Raw genomic sequence first — 20,292 nt, 5'->3', positions numbered from 1 at the left:
GTGGGAATAGTAGTTGAAGTGAAAATGTATTGTAAAAAAGTAAGTATTTATAAAAAGGATTTGGAATGAAAATGACGTATTTATTATGTGTGTTTATTGAATTGCTGATCAACGCATTCTAAATCTTCATCAAATTTTTCATGTGTTCGCTCGATTAACTTATGGAACATATCTCCAACGTGTTCTTCTAAAACCCGAATGCCTTCCCCAGTAACGCCGCCTTTCACGCAAACCTTTTCTTGTAAGGTAGGTAATGTGAAGATTTCTTTTTCAAGTAATTTCCCCATCCCCACGACCATTTCACTTACTAAAGTAGTAGCCTCTTCGTGTGTAATATTTGTTTTATCTACAGCAGCGTTAATGAAGCATTGTAGTAAATAACTAAAGAAAGCAGGACCGCAACTTGCTATATCAGATGAAACGCGCGTTATATCTTCTTTTATTACAAGAGGTGTAGAAATGTTTTTGAATAGACGAAGTAGTTTTTGTTGCCATTCTTCAGAGCAATTATCTCCAAATGTAAATAGTGAGGCGCCAGAGAGCGCGCGATTTGTGATACTTGGAATGATACGCGCGACGTGGCAAGGTACGAGAGTCTCTAATTGTGATGGAGATATTGGACTTGTAATAGAAACTAAGCACGTTTCATCAGAAAAATGTTCAGCGTATTTTTTTAGGATAGGGTATATATCTATCGGCTTAACACAAATAAAAATAAGTTGTGATTGTTCGATTACTTCCGGGATTGTTTTTGCTATCTGAACAGAAGGGTATTTTTCTTTTATATGATATGCTTTTGCAGGCGTCCGATTAATGATTGTAAGGCAAGAAGGTTTGACAGCACGGGTTTCTAAAAATGCATCGATTAGTATATTTCCCATGTTTCCTGTCCCTATAATTCCTATGTTCAAAGTTTCATCCCTCCTTCGTAACAGCTTTCTCCTAAACAATATGAATGATGTTATAAATTTATGATTAGAGGTGTAAAATGATGTGGGATTTTCCGAAAAAGTGGTTAGGTTTAGTAGCTATTATTGGAACTTTACTTTTTCTTGTTTTTTGGAAAACGAATCAGAGTGTAGAACGAACGCCTATTACAATGAATGTACAAGAGAAGGAGATAGAAAAAAAGGGTAAACCGAAAATATCGGATACAAAGGAACAGAAAAGAACAATTATAATTGATGTGAAAGGAGCGGTTAGTAAAGAAGGGGTATATGAAATGAAGGAAGGAGATCGCGTAAAGGATGCGGTTCAAAAGGCTGGTGGTTTTTTATCAGAAGTAGATATGAAAAAAGTAAATTTAGCACAAATTGTACAAGATCAAATGCTTCTTTATATACCGAGTAAAAATGAGTCAGAACAAGGGGTGCTTACTTCTTCTAAGGAAGATGGCAAGATTCGAATAAATACAGCGGCGAAAGAACAACTAGAAAAAATTACAGGGATTGGCTCTCGAAAGGCAGAAAGTATTTTGAAATATCGAGAAGAACATGGTCCGTTTCAGAAAATAGAAGATTTATTAGAGATTGATGGGATTGGTGCGAAGTCTCTTGAAAAGATAAAAGATCAAATTATTATTCCGTAAAAGATTGACGAAGTTTTTCTTCTTTCGCTACACTACAAGTAGACAAAAAAGTAGGTGAAAAATATGGAACGAATTTCATGGGATCAATATTTTATGACGCAAAGCCATCTACTATCTTTGCGTAGTACATGTACAAGGCTTGCGGTAGGAGCGACAATCGTTCGCGATAAACGAATTATTGCTGGTGGGTATAATGGTTCAATTAAAGGTGGCGTACATTGTATAGATGATGGTTGTTACGTAATCGATAATCATTGTGTTCGGACAATTCATGCCGAAATGAATGCTTTATTACAATGTGCCAAGTTTGGTGCGAAAACAGAGGAAGCAGAAATTTACGTTACGCATTTCCCTTGTTTACAATGTTGTAAGGCGATTATTCAAAGTGGTATTACAGCGGTTTATTATGCACAGGATTATAAAAATCATCCATACGCCATAGAGTTATTTGAACAAGCGAACGTAACAGTGAAGCACGTTCCGCTAGAATATGATATTGCTGCATTAGAGGAGCAAAAACGTTATACAGAGTTGAAAGAATTATTTGCGTCTTTAGAAAAAGATAATTTATCAATGGAAGAATTACAGCATGTATTCACGAAAGCAAAAATGATGCTATAAGGAGTGAGTATAAGTTGCAGGAACAATGGGGGTATGTTGCAATCTCGTTTATAATAGGGGTTGCAATTGCTTTTTCCTCGTCACTTTTATTGATAGTTTTTTGCCTCTTTTTAAATGTTTTCTTCTGTTTATATCGCACTTCGCGTAAAACCTTCATTTTTTGTATTGTAGCGTGCTTTAGTAGCGCTATATACACTTCCTATGTTCAAACGTGGAATAAGCCTCTAGGGGAGTCCTATGGAGTTACAAGAGGGGTTATACAAAATACACCGCTTGTTAATGGGGATCGCCTATCTTTTCAATTTGAAGATCAGAATAAAAATATAGTGCAGTTAAGTTATAGAATCAAATCAGTCTTGGAAAAGAAAAAAATGCAACAATTATACGCAGGGATATCATGTGTATTCGAGGGTGAGAGGAAAGAACCGGAAACAGCTCGGAATTTTCATGGTTTTAATTACCGTGATTATTTATACAAACAACATATTCATTTCACATTTGAGGCTACATATATTTCTGAATGCTATAAAACATCACTGTCGCTCACGCAATGGATTCTTCTTTTGAGGCAACAAGCAATCTCGAAAGTTACAGAAATGTTTCCAGAGCAATCAGGTGCTTTTATGAATGCATTACTATTTGGTGATAGACAACAAATGACGTTTGAAGTGGAAGAGCAATATCAACAATTTGGTCTTGTACATTTGTTAGCAATTTCAGGTTCGCACATTGTATTGTTAATGGTGATAGTATATTTTATTTTGCTAAGAAGCGGTGTGACAAGGGAGGTAGCAACAATTTGCCTTATCGTTTGTATTCCTTTGTATATGGTTTTAGCAGGGGCGTCACCCTCTGTTATAAGAGCTTCTATAACAGGAGTTTTGATGTTGATTGCTTTTATGTGCTCGATTCGTTTATCTAGTTTAGATGCTTTAAGTGTAACAGCTATATGTATGCTTATATATGACCCTTATCTTGTTTTTAATATTGGATTTCAGTTTTCATTTGTAGGTAGCTTCGCTTTACTTTTGTCTGCTCCGTTATTGTTAGGGGGTAGCAACGGAGTAATCCGAAATTCTATTTATATTTCTATCATTTCACAGCTCGTTAGTACTCCGATTTTGTTATATCACTTTGGTTATTTTTCTCCATATAGCATTCTCCTCAATCTCTTATACGTTCCGTTTTTATCTATCATTGTATTACCATGTAGCATTATTATTTTACTGTGTATGCCAATTGTCCCGTTTCTCGCAAAAGGATTTGCGGATGTATTATCAATAGGCTTGAGTATGTCTAATGATTTTCTAAGTTATTGTGAAAGTTTACCATTTACCCAGCTTATCTTCGGGGAAACGCCCTTCAATCTTGTAGCTGTATATTGCGCGAGTATTGTCAGTATATTGATGGTTTGGGAAAGGAGAGCGCCGAAAAAAATAGTTTGTATAGTTGCGAGTGTATTTCTTTTTATTAGCACATGTCATTATATATATCCATATTTTAGAGGAAGCGGAAGTGTAACATTTATTGATGTTGGACAAGGTGATGCAATATTAATTCGCCTTCCGTATGATAAAGGGATTTATCTTATTGATACAGGTGGAACGCTTCGTGTGAATAAGGAAGAATGGCAACAAAAAAAGCATGAATTTTCTGTTGGAAATGATGTATTAATCCCCTTTTTACAAAAAGAAGGTATTAAAACAATTGATAAATTAATCGTAACGCATGGAGATGCAGATCATATAGGTGCTGCGCAAGAATTATTATCATATATACCTGTAAAAGAAGTGGTATTTGGCCGAAAGGGAAAAGATGCAGTATTAGAAAAAGTAGTAAAGAAACGGGCATTAGAAAAGGAAATGAAAATAACTGAAGTGGGGGAAGGGGAGAGTTGGAGTGTAAATGAAGCGGAATTTTTCGTTTTAGCTCCAAAAGGAAAAGAAAAAAGCGAAAATAACGCTTCAATTGTAATATGGGCAAAATTTGGAGGGTTGAAGTGGCTATTTACAGGCGATTTGGAAGAAGAAGGGGAAAAGGTTTTAGTAGAGGCATATCCAGATTTACAAGTGGATGTTTTAAAAGTTGCTCATCATGGGAGTAATACGTCATCTATAGAGCCTTTTTTGAACGTCATACAGCCTCGTGTAGCGATTATATCTGTTGGTAAGCAGAATAGGTATGGACACCCGCATAAAGAAGTGATAGAGCGTTTTGAGAAGATGGGGAGTGCGATATGGCGCACGGACAAGCAAGGTGCTATTTCCTATGTTTTTAAAGGGGAAAATGGAACCTTTAAAAGTAAAATCACATATGATAAAACACATAATAGATGAAAAAGAGAAGACTGCCATGAAGTGGCAGTCTTTAAGAACCGATAAATTTAATAACAGTTGCAATGATGAAAAGTGTTGCGAAAAAACCAAATGAGACGATAAATCCTACCCCTGAATCAATAGCGTCATTGCGTTTACTTTGAACGTTTTGTTCAAAATCATTCATTTAGAATCCCTCCCCAACATTCCACTTTAGTATAAAATATTGTCAGAAAAAAATCTACAATTTCCATATGAAGAGAAAACGAGCTTTTTTGTTACTTTTAAATCATGAAGTAATGTGAGTTTTTCGTTTCCAAGCATGTTAACAGTTGGCACTTATACTCAAATTTTTATTGCGAATAATAAAGGGAAGGTGATTACCGCACACCAATAAGAAACCCGGGGCTTATTGCGTGGCGTTTAATATAAATAAAGGGACGGGTTATAAAGCCTGTTCCTTTGTACTTGTAAAACAACAGCTAGGGCATTAGTATAAATATATATTGCCAAGTTAGGGAGTAGGAAAAAGTATGAGTGATATACATAAAAAAATTAAAAAGAAACAGTTTGCTCCGTTATATTTAATATATGGAACGGAAGCTTTTTTTATAAATGAAACGATAAAGCTTATTACGACAGAAGCACTTGAAGAAGAAGATCGAGAGTTTAATGTTGTGACATACGATTTAGAAGAAGCGTATTTAGAAGATGTGGTTGAGGATGCGCGTACGCTTCCTTTCTTCGGAGAACGGAAAGTACTGTTAATAAAATCACCGCTATTTTTGACTTCGCAAAAAGAAAAGTTAGAGCAAAATATAAAAATTTTAGAAGAATACATTGGTGAACCTTCTCCATTTTCTATTCTTGTTTTTGTTGCGCCTTACGAAAAACTTGATGAGCGAAAAAAAATTACAAAACTATTAAAGAAAACAGCAGATGTAGTAGAAGCGAATGCGATGCAAGTACAGGATGTTCAGAAGTGGATTGTTGCTCGTGCAGATGAAGTGCATGTGCATATTGATAACGCGGCTGTTAGTTTGTTGCTAGAGCTTGTGGGAAGTAATGTAACGATGTTGGCGAAGGAAATGGACAAGTTAACGTTATACGTTGGTATGGGCGGAGAGATTACGACGAAACTTGTTGCAGAGCTTGTGCCAAAATCAGTTGAGCAAAATGTATTTGCTTTGACAGAAAAAGTGGTGAAAAAAGATATTGCAGGTGCAATGCAAATTTTGGATGGATTATTTACGCAGCAGGAAGAGCCGATTAAATTGCTTGCGTTATTAGTGAGTCAATTCCGCTTGTTGTATCAAGTGAAAGAGCTACAGCAACGTGGTTATGGACAAAATCAAATTGCGTCTCATATTGGTGTACATCCGTATCGTGTAAAGTTAGCAATGAATCAAACGAAGTTTTTCTCTTTTGAAGAATTAAAAAAAGTGATTATAGAATTAGCGGAAGCTGATTATAGTATGAAGACGGGAAAGATGGATAAGAAGCTTGTGCTCGAATTTTTCTTAATGCGATTAAATCATATGTGATGACACAAAAAAGTTCATGTATTTAGTGCATGAACTTTTTTGTATATAAAAAAACGATCCAAATGGATCGTTTTTTAAACGCCTTACGCGTTTACTTGTTTCGCTAAGCGAGATTTTTGACGAGCTGCAGCGTTTTGGTGGATAAGACCTTTACGAGCTGCTTTGTCAAGTTTTTTAGAAGCAGTTTTGAAAGCTTCTTTAGCATTTTCAAGATCGTTATTAGTAACTAAAGCTTCTACAGTTTTAACAGCAGAACGCATGTCAGACTTGATAGAAGCGTTATGTGCACGACGCTCTTCGCTAAGTTTAGCGCGTTTGATAGCAGATTTGATGTTTGCCATACTTTTCACCTCCCTGGTGCAATCGAATGACTCGATTCTTACATAGAACAAGTGATATTCTATCAAACGGTGAAGAGAATTGCAATAGTATATCCATGAAATTTCACGTAAAGGAAAGAATGACCTTATATAACTTTGGGAAATCTAACGATATTTACTATGAATTACGGAGGAGATACGATGAAAGAACCATTAGATTTAAGTAAATATAGCATTAGAACTGACCTTGCTGTAGAAGCTCATCAAATGTTGCAAGAAAGCCAAGAAGAACAAAAAGGGATACAGGGAGTTATTGTAAAAGAGAGAGAAGAAGAAGGTACTATAATTACAAAAGTAACGATTGATGAAGCTGCCTCTGAAGCGATGGGGAAAAAACCTGGAAATTATTTAACACTTGAAGTACAAGGGATACGTCAGCAAGATACAGAACTTCAACAAAAAGTGGAGCGTATTTTTGCAAAAGAATTTTCTTGTTTCTTAGAAGAGGTTGGAGTTACAAAAGAAGCAAGCTGTTTAATTGTAGGTCTTGGGAATTGGAATGTAACACCAGATGCTCTTGGACCGATAGTTGTAGAAAATGTATTAGTAACGAGACATTTGTTTCAATTGCAGCCTGAAAGTGTAGAAGAAGGATTTAGGCCTGTTAGTGCAATTCGGCCGGGGGTAATGGGGATTACAGGAATCGAAACGAGCGATGTTATTTATGGAATTATTGAGAAGACGAACCCGGACTTTGTAATTGCAATTGATGCATTAGCTGCCCGTTCTATTGAACGAGTAAATAGCACGATACAAATTTCTGATACCGGAATCCATCCTGGATCAGGGGTTGGGAATAAGCGTAAAGAACTAAGTAAAGACACATTAGGTATCCCTGTTATCGCAATTGGTGTTCCGACTGTGGTCGATGCTGTTTCGATTACAAGTGATACGATTGATTTTATTTTGAAACATTTTGGTCGAGAGATGAAAGAAGGAAATAAACCTTCACGATCTTTGTTACCAGCGGGATTTTCATTTGGAGAAAAGAAAAAATTAACAGAAGAAGATATGCCGGATGAAAAGAGCAGAAATATGTTTTTAGGTGCTGTTGGTACGTTGGAAGAAGAAGAAAAAAGAAGGCTGATTTATGAAGTGCTATCTCCTCTTGGTCATAATTTAATGGTAACCCCAAAAGAAGTAGATACTTTTATTGAGGATATGGCGAATGTAATAGCGAGTGGTTTAAATGCAGCGCTACATCATCAAATTGATCAAGATAATACGGGAGCATATACACATTGAGGGGAACGGATGATTATGGTTTGAGTCGCTTTGCGCTTTTGTGTATATGTAGTGTAGCTTTATGTTTACTTATGATGATAGCAGGAGTGGCACTTGCTAATCATGGTTTGAAAAGTATGAAAGGCTATCAGCAATTGTCATATGAACAAATAGCTCATATGACAGGGACAGAAAGTACAGGTGCTGAATCAGAAATTTTGGGTAGCTCGTTTTCGGCCTCAGAAAAACAACAGCAATTAGAACGTTTAAGAAGTTTTAATGTTGTAGAAGGAATTGGGATGGCGGTAGCAAGTGTAGCTTATGAAATGACGAAGTTCGGGACGGATATAGTTGTTGGGAAAATAAAAGGAATTTTTAGCTAAGAGTAACATGGGAGGCGGTTGTTTTACTGATTTGTAGGACAGCCGTTTTAAAATTTGAAAAGGGTTTGTCTCTTATGGTTTATTCGCATAAGATATAGATAGAATGATTTGTATCGTAAGCAGCACGAGTTTTCATTGAATCTTTGTTGCTCTATTGATATAATCAGTGCTAGTGTATATTGGCGAGACTATTAGGAGTTGAGAACATAGATGAATAAAGAAGAAAGAGCAAAAAGACAGTCCAAAATTCGTAATTTCTCTATTATTGCTCATATTGACCACGGAAAATCAACGTTAGCAGACCGTATTTTAGAGAAAACAAACGCGTTAACACAACGCGAAATGAAAGCTCAGTTGCTTGACTCTATGGATTTAGAGCGTGAGCGTGGTATTACAATCAAATTAAACGCAGTACAATTAAACTATAAAGCAAAAGATGGTGAAGAGTATATTCTTCATTTAATTGATACACCAGGACATGTCGACTTTACGTACGAAGTATCTCGTAGTTTAGCGGCTTGTGAAGGCGCGATTCTTGTAGTAGATGCAGCGCAAGGTATTGAAGCGCAAACGTTAGCAAACGTATACTTAGCGCTTGATAACAATTTGGAAATTTTACCAGTTATTAATAAAATCGACTTACCAAGTGCGGATCCAGAACGTGTACGTCAAGAGGTAGAAGATGTAATTGGTTTAGATGCATCAGAAGCGGTACTTGCTTCTGCGAAAGCTGGAATTGGTATTGAAGAAATTTTAGAACAAATTGTTGAAAAAGTACCAGCTCCGTCGGGTGATTCAGAAGAGCCATTACAATGTATGATTTTCGACTCTTTATATGATCCGTACCGCGGTGTAATTGCTTATATCCGTGTTGTAAATGGAACAGTAAAAGTTGGCGATAAAGTACGTATGATGGCAACGGGTAAAGAATTTGAAGTAACAGAAGTAGGTGTATTTACACCGAAAACTACGCAACGTGACGAGTTAACAGTAGGTGATGTAGGTTTCTTAGCAGCATCGATTAAAAATGTTGGTGACACACGTGTTGGTGATACGATTACACATGCGAAACGTCCAGCTGCAGAGCCGTTAGCAGGTTACCGTAAGTTAAACCCGATGGTATTCTGTGGTCTGTATCCAATTGACTCTGCTCGTTATAACGATTTACGTGATGCATTAGAAAAATTAGAGTTAAACGATTCTGCTCTTGAGTTTGAACCAGAAACATCTCAAGCGCTAGGATTTGGTTTCCGTTGTGGTTTCTTAGGGCTTCTTCACATGGAAATCATTCAAGAACGTATTGAACGTGAATTTAAGATTGACTTAATTACAACAGCGCCAAGCGTTATTTATAAAGTTTATTTAACTAACGGTGAAGATGTTATTGTTGATAACCCATCTAATATGCCAGATCCACAGTCTATCGATCGTGTAGAAGAGCCGTTTGTGAAGGCTTCAATTATGGTTCCGAATGACTATGTTGGAGCTGTAATGGAGATTTGCCAAGGTAAACGTGGAACGTTTATTGATATGCAATATTTAGATGAAACGCGTGTTACATTAACATATGAAATCCCGTTATCAGAAATCGTATATGACTTCTTCGATCAATTGAAATCAAATACGAAAGGGTATGCATCATTTGACTACGAGTTAATTGGCTATAAACCATCTAAACTTGTGAAAATGGATATTCTTTTAAATAATGAACAAGTGGATGCTTTATCATTTATCGTACACCGTGATTCAGCGTATGACCGTGGTAAAGTAATCGTAGAGAAATTAAAAGAATTAATTCCGAGACAACAATTTGAAGTGCCAATTCAGGCGACTATCGGAAATAAAGTTGTAGCACGTTCTACAATTAAAGCGATGCGTAAAAACGTACTTGCAAAATGTTACGGTGGTGACATTTCTCGTAAGCGTAAACTTCTTGATAAGCAAAAAGAAGGTAAAAAACGTATGAAGTCTGTTGGTTCTGTAGAAGTACCGCAAGAGGCATTTATGGCTGTACTGAAAATGGATGACAACTAATATTTGAAATAAAAAAGAAGTCGTTTGTGCGGCTTCTTTTTTCTGTATAATTACTTTTTAGACATCTGAGCAGCTCTCATTTACAATAATGAGAGAGCTTTTTAGTTCATATAGAGTTAGGAGATTGTTAATGTCCGAAAATATTCGAAAAGATATTCAAGAAAAAATACAAAATGGTAATTTTAATTGTGAAAAGGAATTGACGCTTTCTATTATTAGTGGAAAGTGGAAAGTTGTGATACTGTGGCATCTTGGTGTGGAAGGGCCACATCGTTTCAGTGAATTACAACGGTTATTCCCAAGCATTTCTCATAAAGTTTTGTCGAACCAATTAAAAGAGTTAATGGAAGATGGAATTGTTGATCGGACAGTATATCCCGAAATTCCTCCTCGCGTTGAGTATTATATGACGGAACTAGGCATGTCACTTTTACCGATCGTTGAAATGATGTATGATTGGGGAAAAATGCGAATGGAACAAATTCGTAATACGTTAGAGAAGTAGAGAACCCTCCGGAGTGCGGAGGTTTTCTTTTTAGAAAGGTAGGAGTTATATTTGGTACAAGCTGCATATATTCATATTCCGTTTTGTCAGCACATTTGTCACTATTGTGATTTTAATAAAGTGTTTATTGAACGCCAACCGGTTGATCAATATTTAGATTATTTAGAGAAGGAAATAATAAATACGGTTCAAAAAGTTCCGTTTGATAGTATAAAAACGATTTTTGTGGGCGGGGGAACTCCGACAGCGTTAAATATGGAACAGACAAAAAAATTACTCGAGATTATTAATCGTCATTTGCGTCCGTTCGCCCCAAATTGTGAATTAACATTTGAAGCGAATCCAGGAGATCTGCCGAAAGAGAAGTTGAATGTACTGCTAGAAGGTGGAGTGAATCGAATTAGTTTTGGTGTGCAAACGTTCCGTGATGAACTGCTTGAGAAAATCGGGCGCAAGCATACGAGGGAAGATGCATTCCTCGCGATTCGAGAAGCACAGGAAGTAGGATTTAAAAATATTAATGTAGATATTATTTATGCTTTGCCAGGACAGACGATAGAAGATGTAAAAGAAACATTAGATATTGCTTTTACGCTTGATGTACAACATTTCTCTGCATATTCATTAATTGTGGAACCTAAAACAGTGTTTTATAACTTAATGAACAAAGGGAAATTGCGTCTTCCGGGTGAAGACCATGAAGCGAAAATGTATGAAATAGTAATGGATGAAATGGAGAAACACGGTTATAACCAGTATGAAATTAGTAATTTCTCAAAAGGTGACAATAAAAGTAGACATAATCTCACATACTGGAATAATGAAGAGTATTATGGATTTGGAGCTGGAGCTCATAGTTATGTGAACGGGGAACGTATTCAAAATGTAGGTCCGCTGAAGCAATATTTTAATAAAATTGATGAAACAGGATTTCCGTATTTAGATGTTCACAAAGTGACGGAGAAAGAAAGAATGGAAGAAGAGCTGTTCTTAGGGCTTCGAAAAACAAAAGGTGTTTCTAAAACGGCGTTCCGCAATAAATTTAATGTAGAGATGGATCAAGTTTTCGCGAAGCAGTTACAAAGCAACCAAGAGCAGGGATTGCTTGAAGAGGAAGATGGGCATGTGCGTTTAACGCGAAAAGGAAAATTATTAGGGAATGAAGTATTCCAATCATTTTTGATTGACTAATTAAATGTTCCATAGGCGTGAAAAAGTTTCATTATTTCGTGACGTTTCCGTTGACAATTGAATGTCAATTTTGGTAAGTTATTAATAGATTTAGCACTCAAAGACAAAGAGTGCTAACAGAGGTGATGATGAGATGCTTACGGAACGTCAGCTCTTAATTTTACAAACAATTATTGATGACTTTATTGGATCAGCGCAGCCCGTTGGGTCTAGAACGTTGGCTAAAAAAGATGAAATTACATTTAGTTCAGCTACTATTCGAAATGAAATGGCGGACTTAGAAGAATTAGGTTTTATTGAAAAAACGCACAGTTCTTCTGGACGTGTTCCTTCTGAGAAAGGCTACCGATTTTATGTAGACCATCTTTTAGCACCGCAAAACTTACCGAACGCTGAAATTGTACAAATTAAAGATTTATTTGCTGAAAGAATTTTTGAAGCGGAAAAAATTGCACAACAATCTGCTCAAATTTTATCAGAACTTACGAATTATACGGCCATTGTTCTTGGACCGAAGTTAAGTACAAATAAACTTAAAAATGTACAAATTGTGCCGCTTGATCGTCAAACTGCTGTCGCTATTATTGTAACCGATACAGGGCATGTACAAAGTAAAACGATTACCGTTCCGGAATCTGTTGATTTATCAGATTTAGAAAAAATGGTTAATATTTTAAATGAAAAGCTATCTGGCGTACCGATGGAAGAACTTCATAATAAAATCTTTAAGGAGATTGTTACAGTTTTACGTGGGTATGTTCATAATTACGATAGTGCAATAAAAATGTTGGATGGTACATTTCAAGTTCCGTTATCGGAAAAGATATACTTTGGAGGAAAAGCAAATATGCTTTCGCAGCCAGAGTTCCATGACATTCAAAAGGTTAGATCTTTACTTACCATGATTGATAATGAAGCCGAATTTTATGACATTTTGCGTCATAAACAAGTCGGGATTCAAGTGAAAATTGGTAGGGAAAACTCTTCGACGGCTATGGAGGATTGTAGTTTAATTTCTGCAACATATTCGATCGGCGAAGAGCAACTTGGAACAATTGCTATTTTAGGTCCTACGAGAATGCAATATTCTCGTGTAATTAGTTTGTTACAGTTATTTACGAGACAATTTACTGATGGACTTAAAAAGTAAATGAGAGTAATACATTCGCTCAAGTGATGAAATTTTCATTGCTGTGTGTAATATATAATGCTTAGGTAATCATGCTATGCATGATACCTAATACCTTTTAAGGAGGTGAATATTGTGGAAGAGCGTAACGAACAAGTGGTAGAAGAAGTAAAAGAAGCGCAAGTTGAAGAAGCTGTCACGCCAGAAAACAGTGAAGAAACTGTAGAAGAAAAAAGTGAGGCTGCTCTTTTACAAGAAAAAGTAGATGAGCTACAAGCGAAACTAACGGAAACGGAAGGTCGCACATTACGTCTACAAGCTGATTTTGAAAATTATAAGCGCCGTGTCCAAATGGATAAACAGGCTGCTGAAAAATATAGAGCACAAAGTCTAGTTTCAGACATCTTGCCAGCTCTTGATAATTTTGAAAGAGCAATGCAAGTGGAAGCGACTGATGAGCAAACGAAATCCTTGTTACAAGGTATGGAAATGGTGCATCGTCAATTGTTAGAAGCGCTGACTAAAGAAGGTGTGGAAGTGATTGAAGCTGTTGGTAAACAGTTTGATCCTAATGAACACCAAGCTATTATGCAAGTAGAAGATAGTGAATTTGAATCAAACGCGGTTGTGGAAGAATTCCAAAAAGGTTATAAACTAAAAGACCGTGTGATTCGCCCATCAATGGTAAAAGTAAATCAATAATTTACATAAAACTAGGAGGATTCGCCATGAGTAAAATTATCGGTATTGACTTAGGTACAACAAACTCTTGTGTAGCTGTTATGGAAGGTGGAGAACCAAAGGTTATCCCAAATCCAGAAGGAAACCGTACAACACCTTCTGTTGTAGCTTTCAAAAATGAAGAACGTCAAGTTGGGGAAGTTGCAAAGCGCCAAGCAATTACAAACCCAAATACAATCATGTCTGTTAAACGTCATATGGGTACAGACTACAAAGTAGAAGTTGAAGGTAAAGAGTATACACCTCAAGAAATTTCTGCAATCATTTTACAAAACTTAAAAGCTTCTGCTGAAGCATACTTAGGTGAAACAGTAACGAAAGCTGTTATTACAGTACCTGCATACTTCAACGATGCAGAGCGTCAAGCAACGAAAGATGCTGGTCGTATCGCTGGTTTAGAAGTTGAGCGTATCATTAACGAGCCAACAGCAGCAGCACTTGCTTACGGTTTAGAAAAACAAGACGAAGAACAAAAAATCTTAGTATATGACTTAGGTGGCGGTACATTTGACGTATCTATCCTTGAGTTAGCAGACGGTACATTCGAAGTTATTTCAACTGCTGGTGACAACCGTCTTGGTGGCGATGACTTTGACCAAGTTATCATCGATCACTTAGTAGCTGAGTTCAAAAAAGAAAATAACATTGATTTAAGCCAAGATAAAATGGCGCTTCAACGCTTGAAAGATGCAGCTGAAAAAGCGAAAAAAGATCTTTCTGGTGTAACACAAACTCAAATTTCATTACCATTCATTAGTGCTGGAGCTGCTGGTCCATTACACTTAGAATTAACGTTAACAAGAGCGAAATTCGAAGAGCTTTCAGCAGGTCTTGTTGAAAGAACATTAGAGCCAACTCGTCGTGCATTAAAAGACGCTGGTTTTGCTCCAAGCGAATTAGATAAAGTTATTCTTGTTGGTGGATCTACTCGTATCCCAGCTGTACAAGAAGCTATTAAACGTGAAACTGGTAAAGAGCCATATAAAGGTGTAAACCCTGATGAAGTTGTAGCATTAGGTGCTGCAGTTCAAGGTGGCGTACTTACTGGTGATGTAGAAGGCGTTCTATTATTAGACGTAACTCCACTTTCTTTAGGTATTGAAACTATGGGTGGCGTGTTCACGAAATTAATCGAGCGTAACACTACAATTCCAACAAGTAAGTCACAAGTATTCTCGACAGCTGCTGATAATCAACCAGCAGTAGACATTCACGTATTACAAGGTGAGCGTCCAATGTCGGCTGACAACAAAACGTTAGGTCGTTTCCAATTAACTGACCTTCCACCAGCACCACGTGGTATTCCACAAATCGAAGTAACATTCGATATTGATGCGAACGGTATCGTTAACGTACGTGCGAAAGACTTAGGAACAAGCAAAGAGCAAGCTATTACAATCCAATCTTCTTCAGGTCTTTCTGATGAAGAAGTAGAACGTATGGTACAAGAAGCGGAAGCAAATGCTGACGCTGACCAAAAACGTAAGGAAGAAGTTGAACTTCGTAACGAAGCTGACCAACTTGTATTCCAAACAGACAAAGTTGTAAAAGATTTAGAAGGTAAAGTAGATGCAGCTGAAGTTGCAAAAGCAACAGAAGCGAAAGAAGCATTACAAGCTGCAATTGAGAAAAACGAGCTTGAAGAAATTCGTGCGAAAAAAGATGCTTTACAAGAAATCGTACAACAATTAACTGTTAAATTATACGAGCAAGCTCAAGCAGCTGCTGGTCAAGCAGAAGGTGCGCAAGGTGCACAAGACGCTGGCGCAAAGAAAGACAATGTAGTTGACGCTGAGTTTGAAGAAGTAAAAGAAGACAAGTAATTCAACTGTAAACATAATAAGTAAGATGACAAAAAGTCAAAGTCAAGCGTGCCTTGACTTTGGCTTTTTTCACGAATGAGAAGCGATGTGTGAGGATCTTAAGTTTTTCGCTTTGCATACTGTAAGTGAGGAAACTTTGTTGCAAAGCACTTTCTTTCGGTGTTAAAATTACGTTTATGTGAAAGATTCGGGGGTTGTAAATTTATGAGTAAACGAGACTATTATGAGGTCCTTGGACTTAGCAAGGGCGCTTCAACAGATGAAATTAAAAAAGCGTATCGTCGTTTGGCTAAAAAATACCATCCAGACGTAAGCAAAGAAGAAAATGCAATTGAAAAGTTTAAAGAAGTACAAGAAGCATACGAAGTGTTAAGTGATGATCAAAAGCGTGCACAGTACGATCAATTTGGTCATGCTGGTGCAAATCAAGGATTCGGTGGATTTGGCGGCGGAGGAGACTTCGGCGGTGGCTTCGGTTTTGAAGATATATTTAGTTCTTTCTTCGGCGGTGGCGGTGGCAGACGTCGTGATCCAAATGCTCCGCGCCAAGGTGCTGACTTACAATATCAAGTCACTTTAGATTTTGAAGAAGCTATTTTTGGTAAGGAATTAAATGTGGAAATTCCAGTAGAAGATCCATGTGATACTTGTAAAGGTAGTGGAGCAAAACCAGGAACTTCAAAAGAAACATGTAAACATTGTTCAGGCTCTGGTCAAGTGAGTGTAGAACAAAACACGCCGTTTGGTCGTATCGTAAACCGTCAAGCTTGTGGTCATTGTTCAGGAACTGGACAAATTATTAAAGAAAAATGTACGACATGTCACGGTTCAGGTAAAGTTCGTAAACGTAAAAAAATCAATGTTAAAATTCCAGCGGGTATCGATAATGGTCAACAAATTCGTGTGTCTGGAAAAGGTGAAGCCGGCGTAAATGGCGGACCAGCAGGAGACTTATATGTTGTCGTTCATGTAAGAAATCATGAATTCTTCGAGCGTGAAGGAGATCACATTATTTGCGAAATGCCATTAACATTTGCGCAAATGGCGCTTGGTGATGAAGTGGAAGTTCCTACTGTTCATGGTAAAGTGAAGCTGAAAATTCCAGCAGGAACACAAACTGGAACAGAATTCCGCTTAAAAGGAAAAGGTGCTCCGAACGTACGTGGATACGGCCAAGGAGATCAATATGTAGTCGTTCGTGTTGTTGTACCGACGAAATTGACTTCGCAGCAAAAAGATTTATTACGTGAATTTGCAGGACAAGAAGAGCAGGATGATAGTTTATTCGGAAAGCTTAAACGTGCTTTCAAAGGGGAATAATGGAAATAAAAAATGGAGTTGGTAAATTGTGAAATGGTCAGAAATTAGTATTCATACAACAGAAGAAGCAGTAGAAGCTGTCTCTCATATTTTACATGAAGCTGGTGCTAGCGGAGTTGCGATTGAGGATCCAGCGGAGTTAACGAAAGAGCGCGAGCAACAATATGGTGAAATTTATGCATTGAACCCAGATGAATATCCGGCGGAAGGTGTATTAATAAAAGCGTATTTCCCGCAAACGGATTCTTTACATGAAACGATTGCAGGTGTAAAATCATCTATTGATGTGCTTCCATCTTACGACATCGAAATTGGTACTGGAAATATTACCGTTAACGAAGTCAATGAAGAAGATTGGGCTACTGCTTGGAAAAAATATTACCATCCAGTACAAATTTCTGATACATTCACAATCGTACCGACTTGGGAAGAATATACACCATCTTCTCCTGATGAAAAAATCATTGAATTAGATCCGGGTATGGCGTTTGGTACAGGAACTCATCCAACAACAACGATGTGTATCCGTGCTTTAGAAAAAACAGTACAGCCAGGTGACACTATTATTGATGTAGGAACAGGTTCTGGTGTACTTAGTATTGCGGCTGCAAAATTAGGTGCGTCTTCTGTTCAAGCATATGATTTAGATCCGGTTGCGGTTGAAAGTGCAGAAATAAATGTACGTTTAAATAAAACAGATGATATCGTGTCTGTTGGACAAAATAGTCTTTTAGAAGGTATTGAAGGTCCTGTTGATTTAATCGTAGCTAACTTATTAGCAGAGATTATTCTATTATTCCCTGAAGATGCAGCAAGAGTTGTGAAGTCAGGTGGATTATTTATTACATCGGGCATTATTGCTGCGAAGGAAAAAGTAATTTCTGAGGCGTTAGAACAAGCTGGATTTACAATTGAAGAAGTGTTACGAATGGAAGATTGGGTAGCAATTATTGCACGAAATGCGTAATATAGATTTTAGTCTATAATGAAAAGGGGAGTCTCTCACTATAAGGTGAGAGACTTGCCGTTTGTTATATGAAAAATGATAACGTTTCGTTCTTTTCGTAAGTGTTGACTTACGAAAGGAACGAAACTCTACTAAGGTGATTATATGCAACGTTATTTTGTAGAAGAGAAATATGTAAATGAGACAAGTATTCGGATTGTAGGTGATGACGTACATCATATCGCAAGAGTGATGCGTATGTCAGCTGGTGATCATATTTATTGCTGTGTAAACGGAAAAACAGCAGTATGTTCAATTGATGAAATTACCAGTGAATTTATTAATACGGCTATTGTAGAATGGGTAGAGGCGTCAAGTGAACTTCCTGTTTTCGTGACGATTGCAAGTGGACTGCCAAAAGGAGACAAGCTAGAGTTAATTTTTCAAAAAGGAACTGAGCTTGGGGCAGCTGCATTCTTACCATTTCAAGCATCTCGCTCTATCGTAAAATGGGATGCGAAAAAAGCTGATAAAAAAGTTGAGCGTTTAAGAAAAATTGTGAAAGAAGCTGCGGAACAATCACATAGAAGTGAAATTCCAGAAGTACATGCTCCGGCATCATTTAAGCAATTGCTTTCAATGAGTGGTGAGTATGATGTTTGTCTTGTTGCTTACGAAGAGGAAGCAAAACAAGGTGAGAAATCTAATTTTGCGAAAGCTTTAACGACAATGAAACCAGGTCAAAAGCTATTGATTGTATTTGGCCCAGAAGGCGGTTTAGCTGAGGAAGAGATTACAGCGCTTCGTGAACATAAATTTGTACCATGTAGTTTAGGACCAAGAATTTTAAGAACAGAAACGGCGCCGTTATACGCGTTAAGTGCTGCTTCGTATCATTTTGAATTGATGGGGTGATGATCAATGTCAACTGTTGCGTTCCATACGTTAGGTTGTAAAGTAAACCACTATGAAACAGAAGCCATTTGGCAATTGTTTAAACAAGGTGGTTATGAAAGAACAGAATATGAAAAGAAAGCTGATGTATATGTTATTAACACATGTACAGTAACGAATACTGGGGACAAAAAAAGCCGTCAAGTAATCAGACGTGCTGTGCGTCAAAATCCAGATGCAGTTATTTGCGTAACGGGATGTTATGCACAAACATCTCCAGCTGAAATTATGGCGATTCCGGGTGTAGATATTGTAGTTGGTACACAGGATCGTGAAAAGATGTTAGGTTACATCGAAGAATTCCGTAAAGAGCGTCAACCAATTAATGCTGTCCGTAATATTATGAAAACACGTGTGTACGAAGAACTTGATGTACCTTATTTCACGGATCGTACACGTGCGTCTTTAAAAATACAAGAGGGTTGCAATAACTTCTGTACATTCTGTATCATTCCTTGGGCGCGTGGTTTAATGCGTTCTCGTGATGGAAAAGAAGTTATTAAACAAGCACAACAATTAGTGGATGCAGGCTATAAAGAAATCGTATTAACGGGTATTCATACAGGTGGATACGGCGAAGACATAAAAGATTATAACTTAGCTGGATTACTTCGTGATATGGAAGCGGAAGTAGACGGATTAAAACGTCTTCGTATTTCTTCTATTGAAGCGAGTCAAATTTCAGATGAAGTAATTGAAGTGTTAGATAAATCTGAAGTAGTTGTACGCCACTTGCATATTCCGTTGCAATCTGGTTCTAATACTGTATTAAAACGTATGCGTCGTAAATATACGATGGAGTTCTTCCAAGAGCGTTTAGATCGTTTGAAAGAAGCGTTACCAGGCCTTGCGATTACATCTGACGTAATCGTTGGTTTCCCAGGTGAAACAGAAGAAGAATTCATGGAAACATACAATTTCATTAAAGAGAACCGCTTCTCTGAGTTACATGTGTTCCCTTACTCAAAACGTACAGGAACACCTGCAGCACGCATGGAAGATCAAGTTCCTGAAGATGTGAAGAACGATCGTGTTCATCGTTTAATTGAGCTATCTAATCAATTAGCGAAAGAGTACGCATCAGCGTTTGAAGGTGAAGTGCTTGAAATCATTCCGGAAGAGCAATTTAAAGAGGGCGACCGTGAAGGGTTATATGTAGGGTATACAGATAACTACTTAAAAATTGTATTTGAAGGATCAGAAGAATTAATTGGTAAGCTAGTGAAAGTGAAAATTACGAAAGCTGGTTATCCATATAACGAAGCGCAATTTGTTCGTGTTCTTGAAGATGATGTAAAAAAAGAATCAGCTAGCGCATAAAAAGAGCGTGCAACCGGAAACGGTTTGCATGCTTTCTTTATTTGAAGCGCTTAAGTACTATAAGGTGGGGAGGCGTTGCATGCATCCCTGTATGAAAAAAGATGAAATGATAAAAATATAGTTGTCTTCATCAGTAAAGGATACTAGCTATTTGCATAACTTTTGAAAAGGAAATGCTTCTATTCTTCTTTTATTCTGCCAAATAGTTGACCTGAAGTGATAAAATGTATTATAATCGTAAAAGACATGCTGAAGAAGTGTTTCTTTTTGCATG

At 37.2% G+C, this 20,292-nt stretch carries 19 protein-coding genes; 16 read left to right on the top strand and 3 right to left on the bottom strand.

The window, feature by feature from the left end; genetic code table 11:
* Nucleotides 1-83: 83 nt before the first annotated feature.
* Nucleotides 84-911, bottom strand: a complete 828-nt coding sequence (comER, locus tag MHB52_RS22450; protein ID WP_001020560.1) for a late competence protein ComER — start codon at nt 909-911, stop codon at nt 84-86.
* A 77-nt stretch (nt 912-988) separates the two neighbouring features.
* On the opposite strand from comER, the gene MHB52_RS22445 reads away from it, so the two are divergent.
* From MHB52_RS22445 to MHB52_RS22435, 3 genes are all read left to right on the top strand, one after another.
* Nucleotides 989-1,588, top strand: coding sequence for a helix-hairpin-helix domain-containing protein (locus MHB52_RS22445; RefSeq protein ID WP_000989937.1), 600 nt, complete (start codon nt 989-991; stop codon nt 1,586-1,588).
* A gap of 63 nt (nt 1,589-1,651) precedes the next feature.
* On the top strand, nt 1,652-2,209 hold the full coding sequence (locus MHB52_RS22440; RefSeq protein ID WP_000439773.1) for a ComE operon protein 2: 558 nt from the start codon (nt 1,652-1,654) through the stop codon (nt 2,207-2,209).
* A 14-nt stretch (nt 2,210-2,223) separates the two neighbouring features.
* Nucleotides 2,224-4,545: a DNA internalization-related competence protein ComEC/Rec2 gene (locus tag MHB52_RS22435; protein ID WP_061663045.1), complete on the top strand. Its 2,322-nt coding sequence runs from the start codon at nt 2,224-2,226 to the stop codon at nt 4,543-4,545.
* Nucleotides 4,546-4,576: 31 nt separating this feature from the next.
* On the opposite strand, the gene MHB52_RS22430 is transcribed toward MHB52_RS22435, so the two are convergent.
* Nucleotides 4,577-4,711, bottom strand: a complete 135-nt coding sequence (locus tag MHB52_RS22430; RefSeq protein ID WP_000997609.1) for a YqzM family protein — start codon at nt 4,709-4,711, stop codon at nt 4,577-4,579.
* A 346-nt stretch (nt 4,712-5,057) separates the two neighbouring features.
* Here MHB52_RS22430 and holA point away from each other — a divergent pair, with 346 nt between their 5' ends.
* Nucleotides 5,058-6,068, top strand: a complete 1,011-nt coding sequence (gene holA / locus MHB52_RS22425; protein ID WP_001279908.1) for a DNA polymerase III subunit delta — start codon at nt 5,058-5,060, stop codon at nt 6,066-6,068.
* Nucleotides 6,069-6,151: 83 nt separating this feature from the next.
* Here the strand turns inward: holA and rpsT are convergent, their stop codons facing one another.
* Nucleotides 6,152-6,409 (bottom strand): 30S ribosomal protein S20, encoded by a 258-nt coding sequence (gene rpsT, locus MHB52_RS22420; protein ID WP_001274011.1) that lies wholly within the window; start codon nt 6,407-6,409, stop codon nt 6,152-6,154.
* Between the two features lie 180 nt (nt 6,410-6,589).
* Between rpsT and gpr the strand changes: the two genes are divergently transcribed.
* From gpr to mtaB, 12 genes are all read left to right on the top strand, one after another.
* On the top strand, nt 6,590-7,693 hold the full coding sequence (gene gpr / locus MHB52_RS22415; RefSeq protein WP_000662616.1) for a GPR endopeptidase: 1,104 nt from the start codon (nt 6,590-6,592) through the stop codon (nt 7,691-7,693).
* Nucleotides 7,690-8,055, top strand: a complete 366-nt coding sequence (locus MHB52_RS22410; RefSeq protein ID WP_001215034.1) for a YqxA family protein — start codon at nt 7,690-7,692, stop codon at nt 8,053-8,055. The genes gpr and MHB52_RS22410 overlap by 4 nt, the downstream gene beginning before the upstream one ends.
* Nucleotides 8,056-8,265: 210 nt before the next feature.
* Nucleotides 8,266-10,089, top strand: a complete 1,824-nt coding sequence (gene lepA, locus MHB52_RS22405; RefSeq protein ID WP_001030951.1) for an elongation factor 4 — start codon at nt 8,266-8,268, stop codon at nt 10,087-10,089.
* A 130-nt stretch (nt 10,090-10,219) separates the two neighbouring features.
* Nucleotides 10,220-10,594: a winged helix-turn-helix transcriptional regulator gene (locus MHB52_RS22400; protein ID WP_001293546.1), complete on the top strand. Its 375-nt coding sequence runs from the start codon at nt 10,220-10,222 to the stop codon at nt 10,592-10,594.
* 51 nt (nt 10,595-10,645) lie between these two features.
* Nucleotides 10,646-11,785: a radical SAM family heme chaperone HemW gene (gene hemW / locus MHB52_RS22395; RefSeq protein WP_044795883.1), complete on the top strand. Its 1,140-nt coding sequence runs from the start codon at nt 10,646-10,648 to the stop codon at nt 11,783-11,785.
* Nucleotides 11,786-11,918: 133 nt separating this feature from the next.
* Complete coding sequence (gene hrcA, locus MHB52_RS22390) at nt 11,919-12,935, top strand: heat-inducible transcriptional repressor HrcA (protein WP_000954941.1); 1,017 nt, start codon at nt 11,919-11,921, stop codon at nt 12,933-12,935.
* A gap of 114 nt (nt 12,936-13,049) precedes the next feature.
* The gene (gene grpE / locus MHB52_RS22385; protein WP_000392711.1) at nt 13,050-13,616 is read left to right on the top strand and encodes a nucleotide exchange factor GrpE; all 567 of its coding nucleotides are present in this window, start codon (nt 13,050-13,052) and stop codon (nt 13,614-13,616) included.
* A gap of 26 nt (nt 13,617-13,642) precedes the next feature.
* Nucleotides 13,643-15,478 carry a chaperone protein DnaK gene (gene dnaK / locus MHB52_RS22380; protein WP_000034706.1) on the top strand — a complete coding sequence of 612 codons (1,836 nt, stop codon included), beginning with the start codon at nt 13,643-13,645 and terminating at the stop codon, nt 15,476-15,478.
* A 204-nt stretch (nt 15,479-15,682) separates the two neighbouring features.
* The gene (dnaJ, locus tag MHB52_RS22375; protein ID WP_000043947.1) at nt 15,683-16,798 is read left to right on the top strand and encodes a chaperone protein DnaJ; all 1,116 of its coding nucleotides are present in this window, start codon (nt 15,683-15,685) and stop codon (nt 16,796-16,798) included.
* Nucleotides 16,799-16,826: 28 nt separating this feature from the next.
* The gene (prmA, locus tag MHB52_RS22370; protein WP_061663044.1) at nt 16,827-17,765 is read left to right on the top strand and encodes a 50S ribosomal protein L11 methyltransferase; all 939 of its coding nucleotides are present in this window, start codon (nt 16,827-16,829) and stop codon (nt 17,763-17,765) included.
* 144 nt (nt 17,766-17,909) lie between these two features.
* Nucleotides 17,910-18,659, top strand: coding sequence for a 16S rRNA (uracil(1498)-N(3))-methyltransferase (locus MHB52_RS22365; RefSeq protein ID WP_001190159.1), 750 nt, complete (start codon nt 17,910-17,912; stop codon nt 18,657-18,659).
* A gap of 6 nt (nt 18,660-18,665) precedes the next feature.
* Nucleotides 18,666-20,018 (top strand): tRNA (N(6)-L-threonylcarbamoyladenosine(37)-C(2))-methylthiotransferase MtaB, encoded by a 1,353-nt coding sequence (gene mtaB, locus MHB52_RS22360; RefSeq protein ID WP_000108676.1) that lies wholly within the window; start codon nt 18,666-18,668, stop codon nt 20,016-20,018.
* The last annotated feature ends 274 nt before the right edge of the window (nt 20,019-20,292 follow it).

Source organism: Bacillus sp. FSL K6-0073, from assembly GCF_038006085.1.
In the GTDB taxonomy this organism is placed as follows: domain Bacteria; phylum Bacillota; class Bacilli; order Bacillales; family Bacillaceae_G; genus Bacillus_A; species Bacillus_A cereus.
The sequence above is the reverse complement of the archived record's forward strand: the minus strand, read 5'-3'. Positions and strand labels throughout refer to the sequence as shown.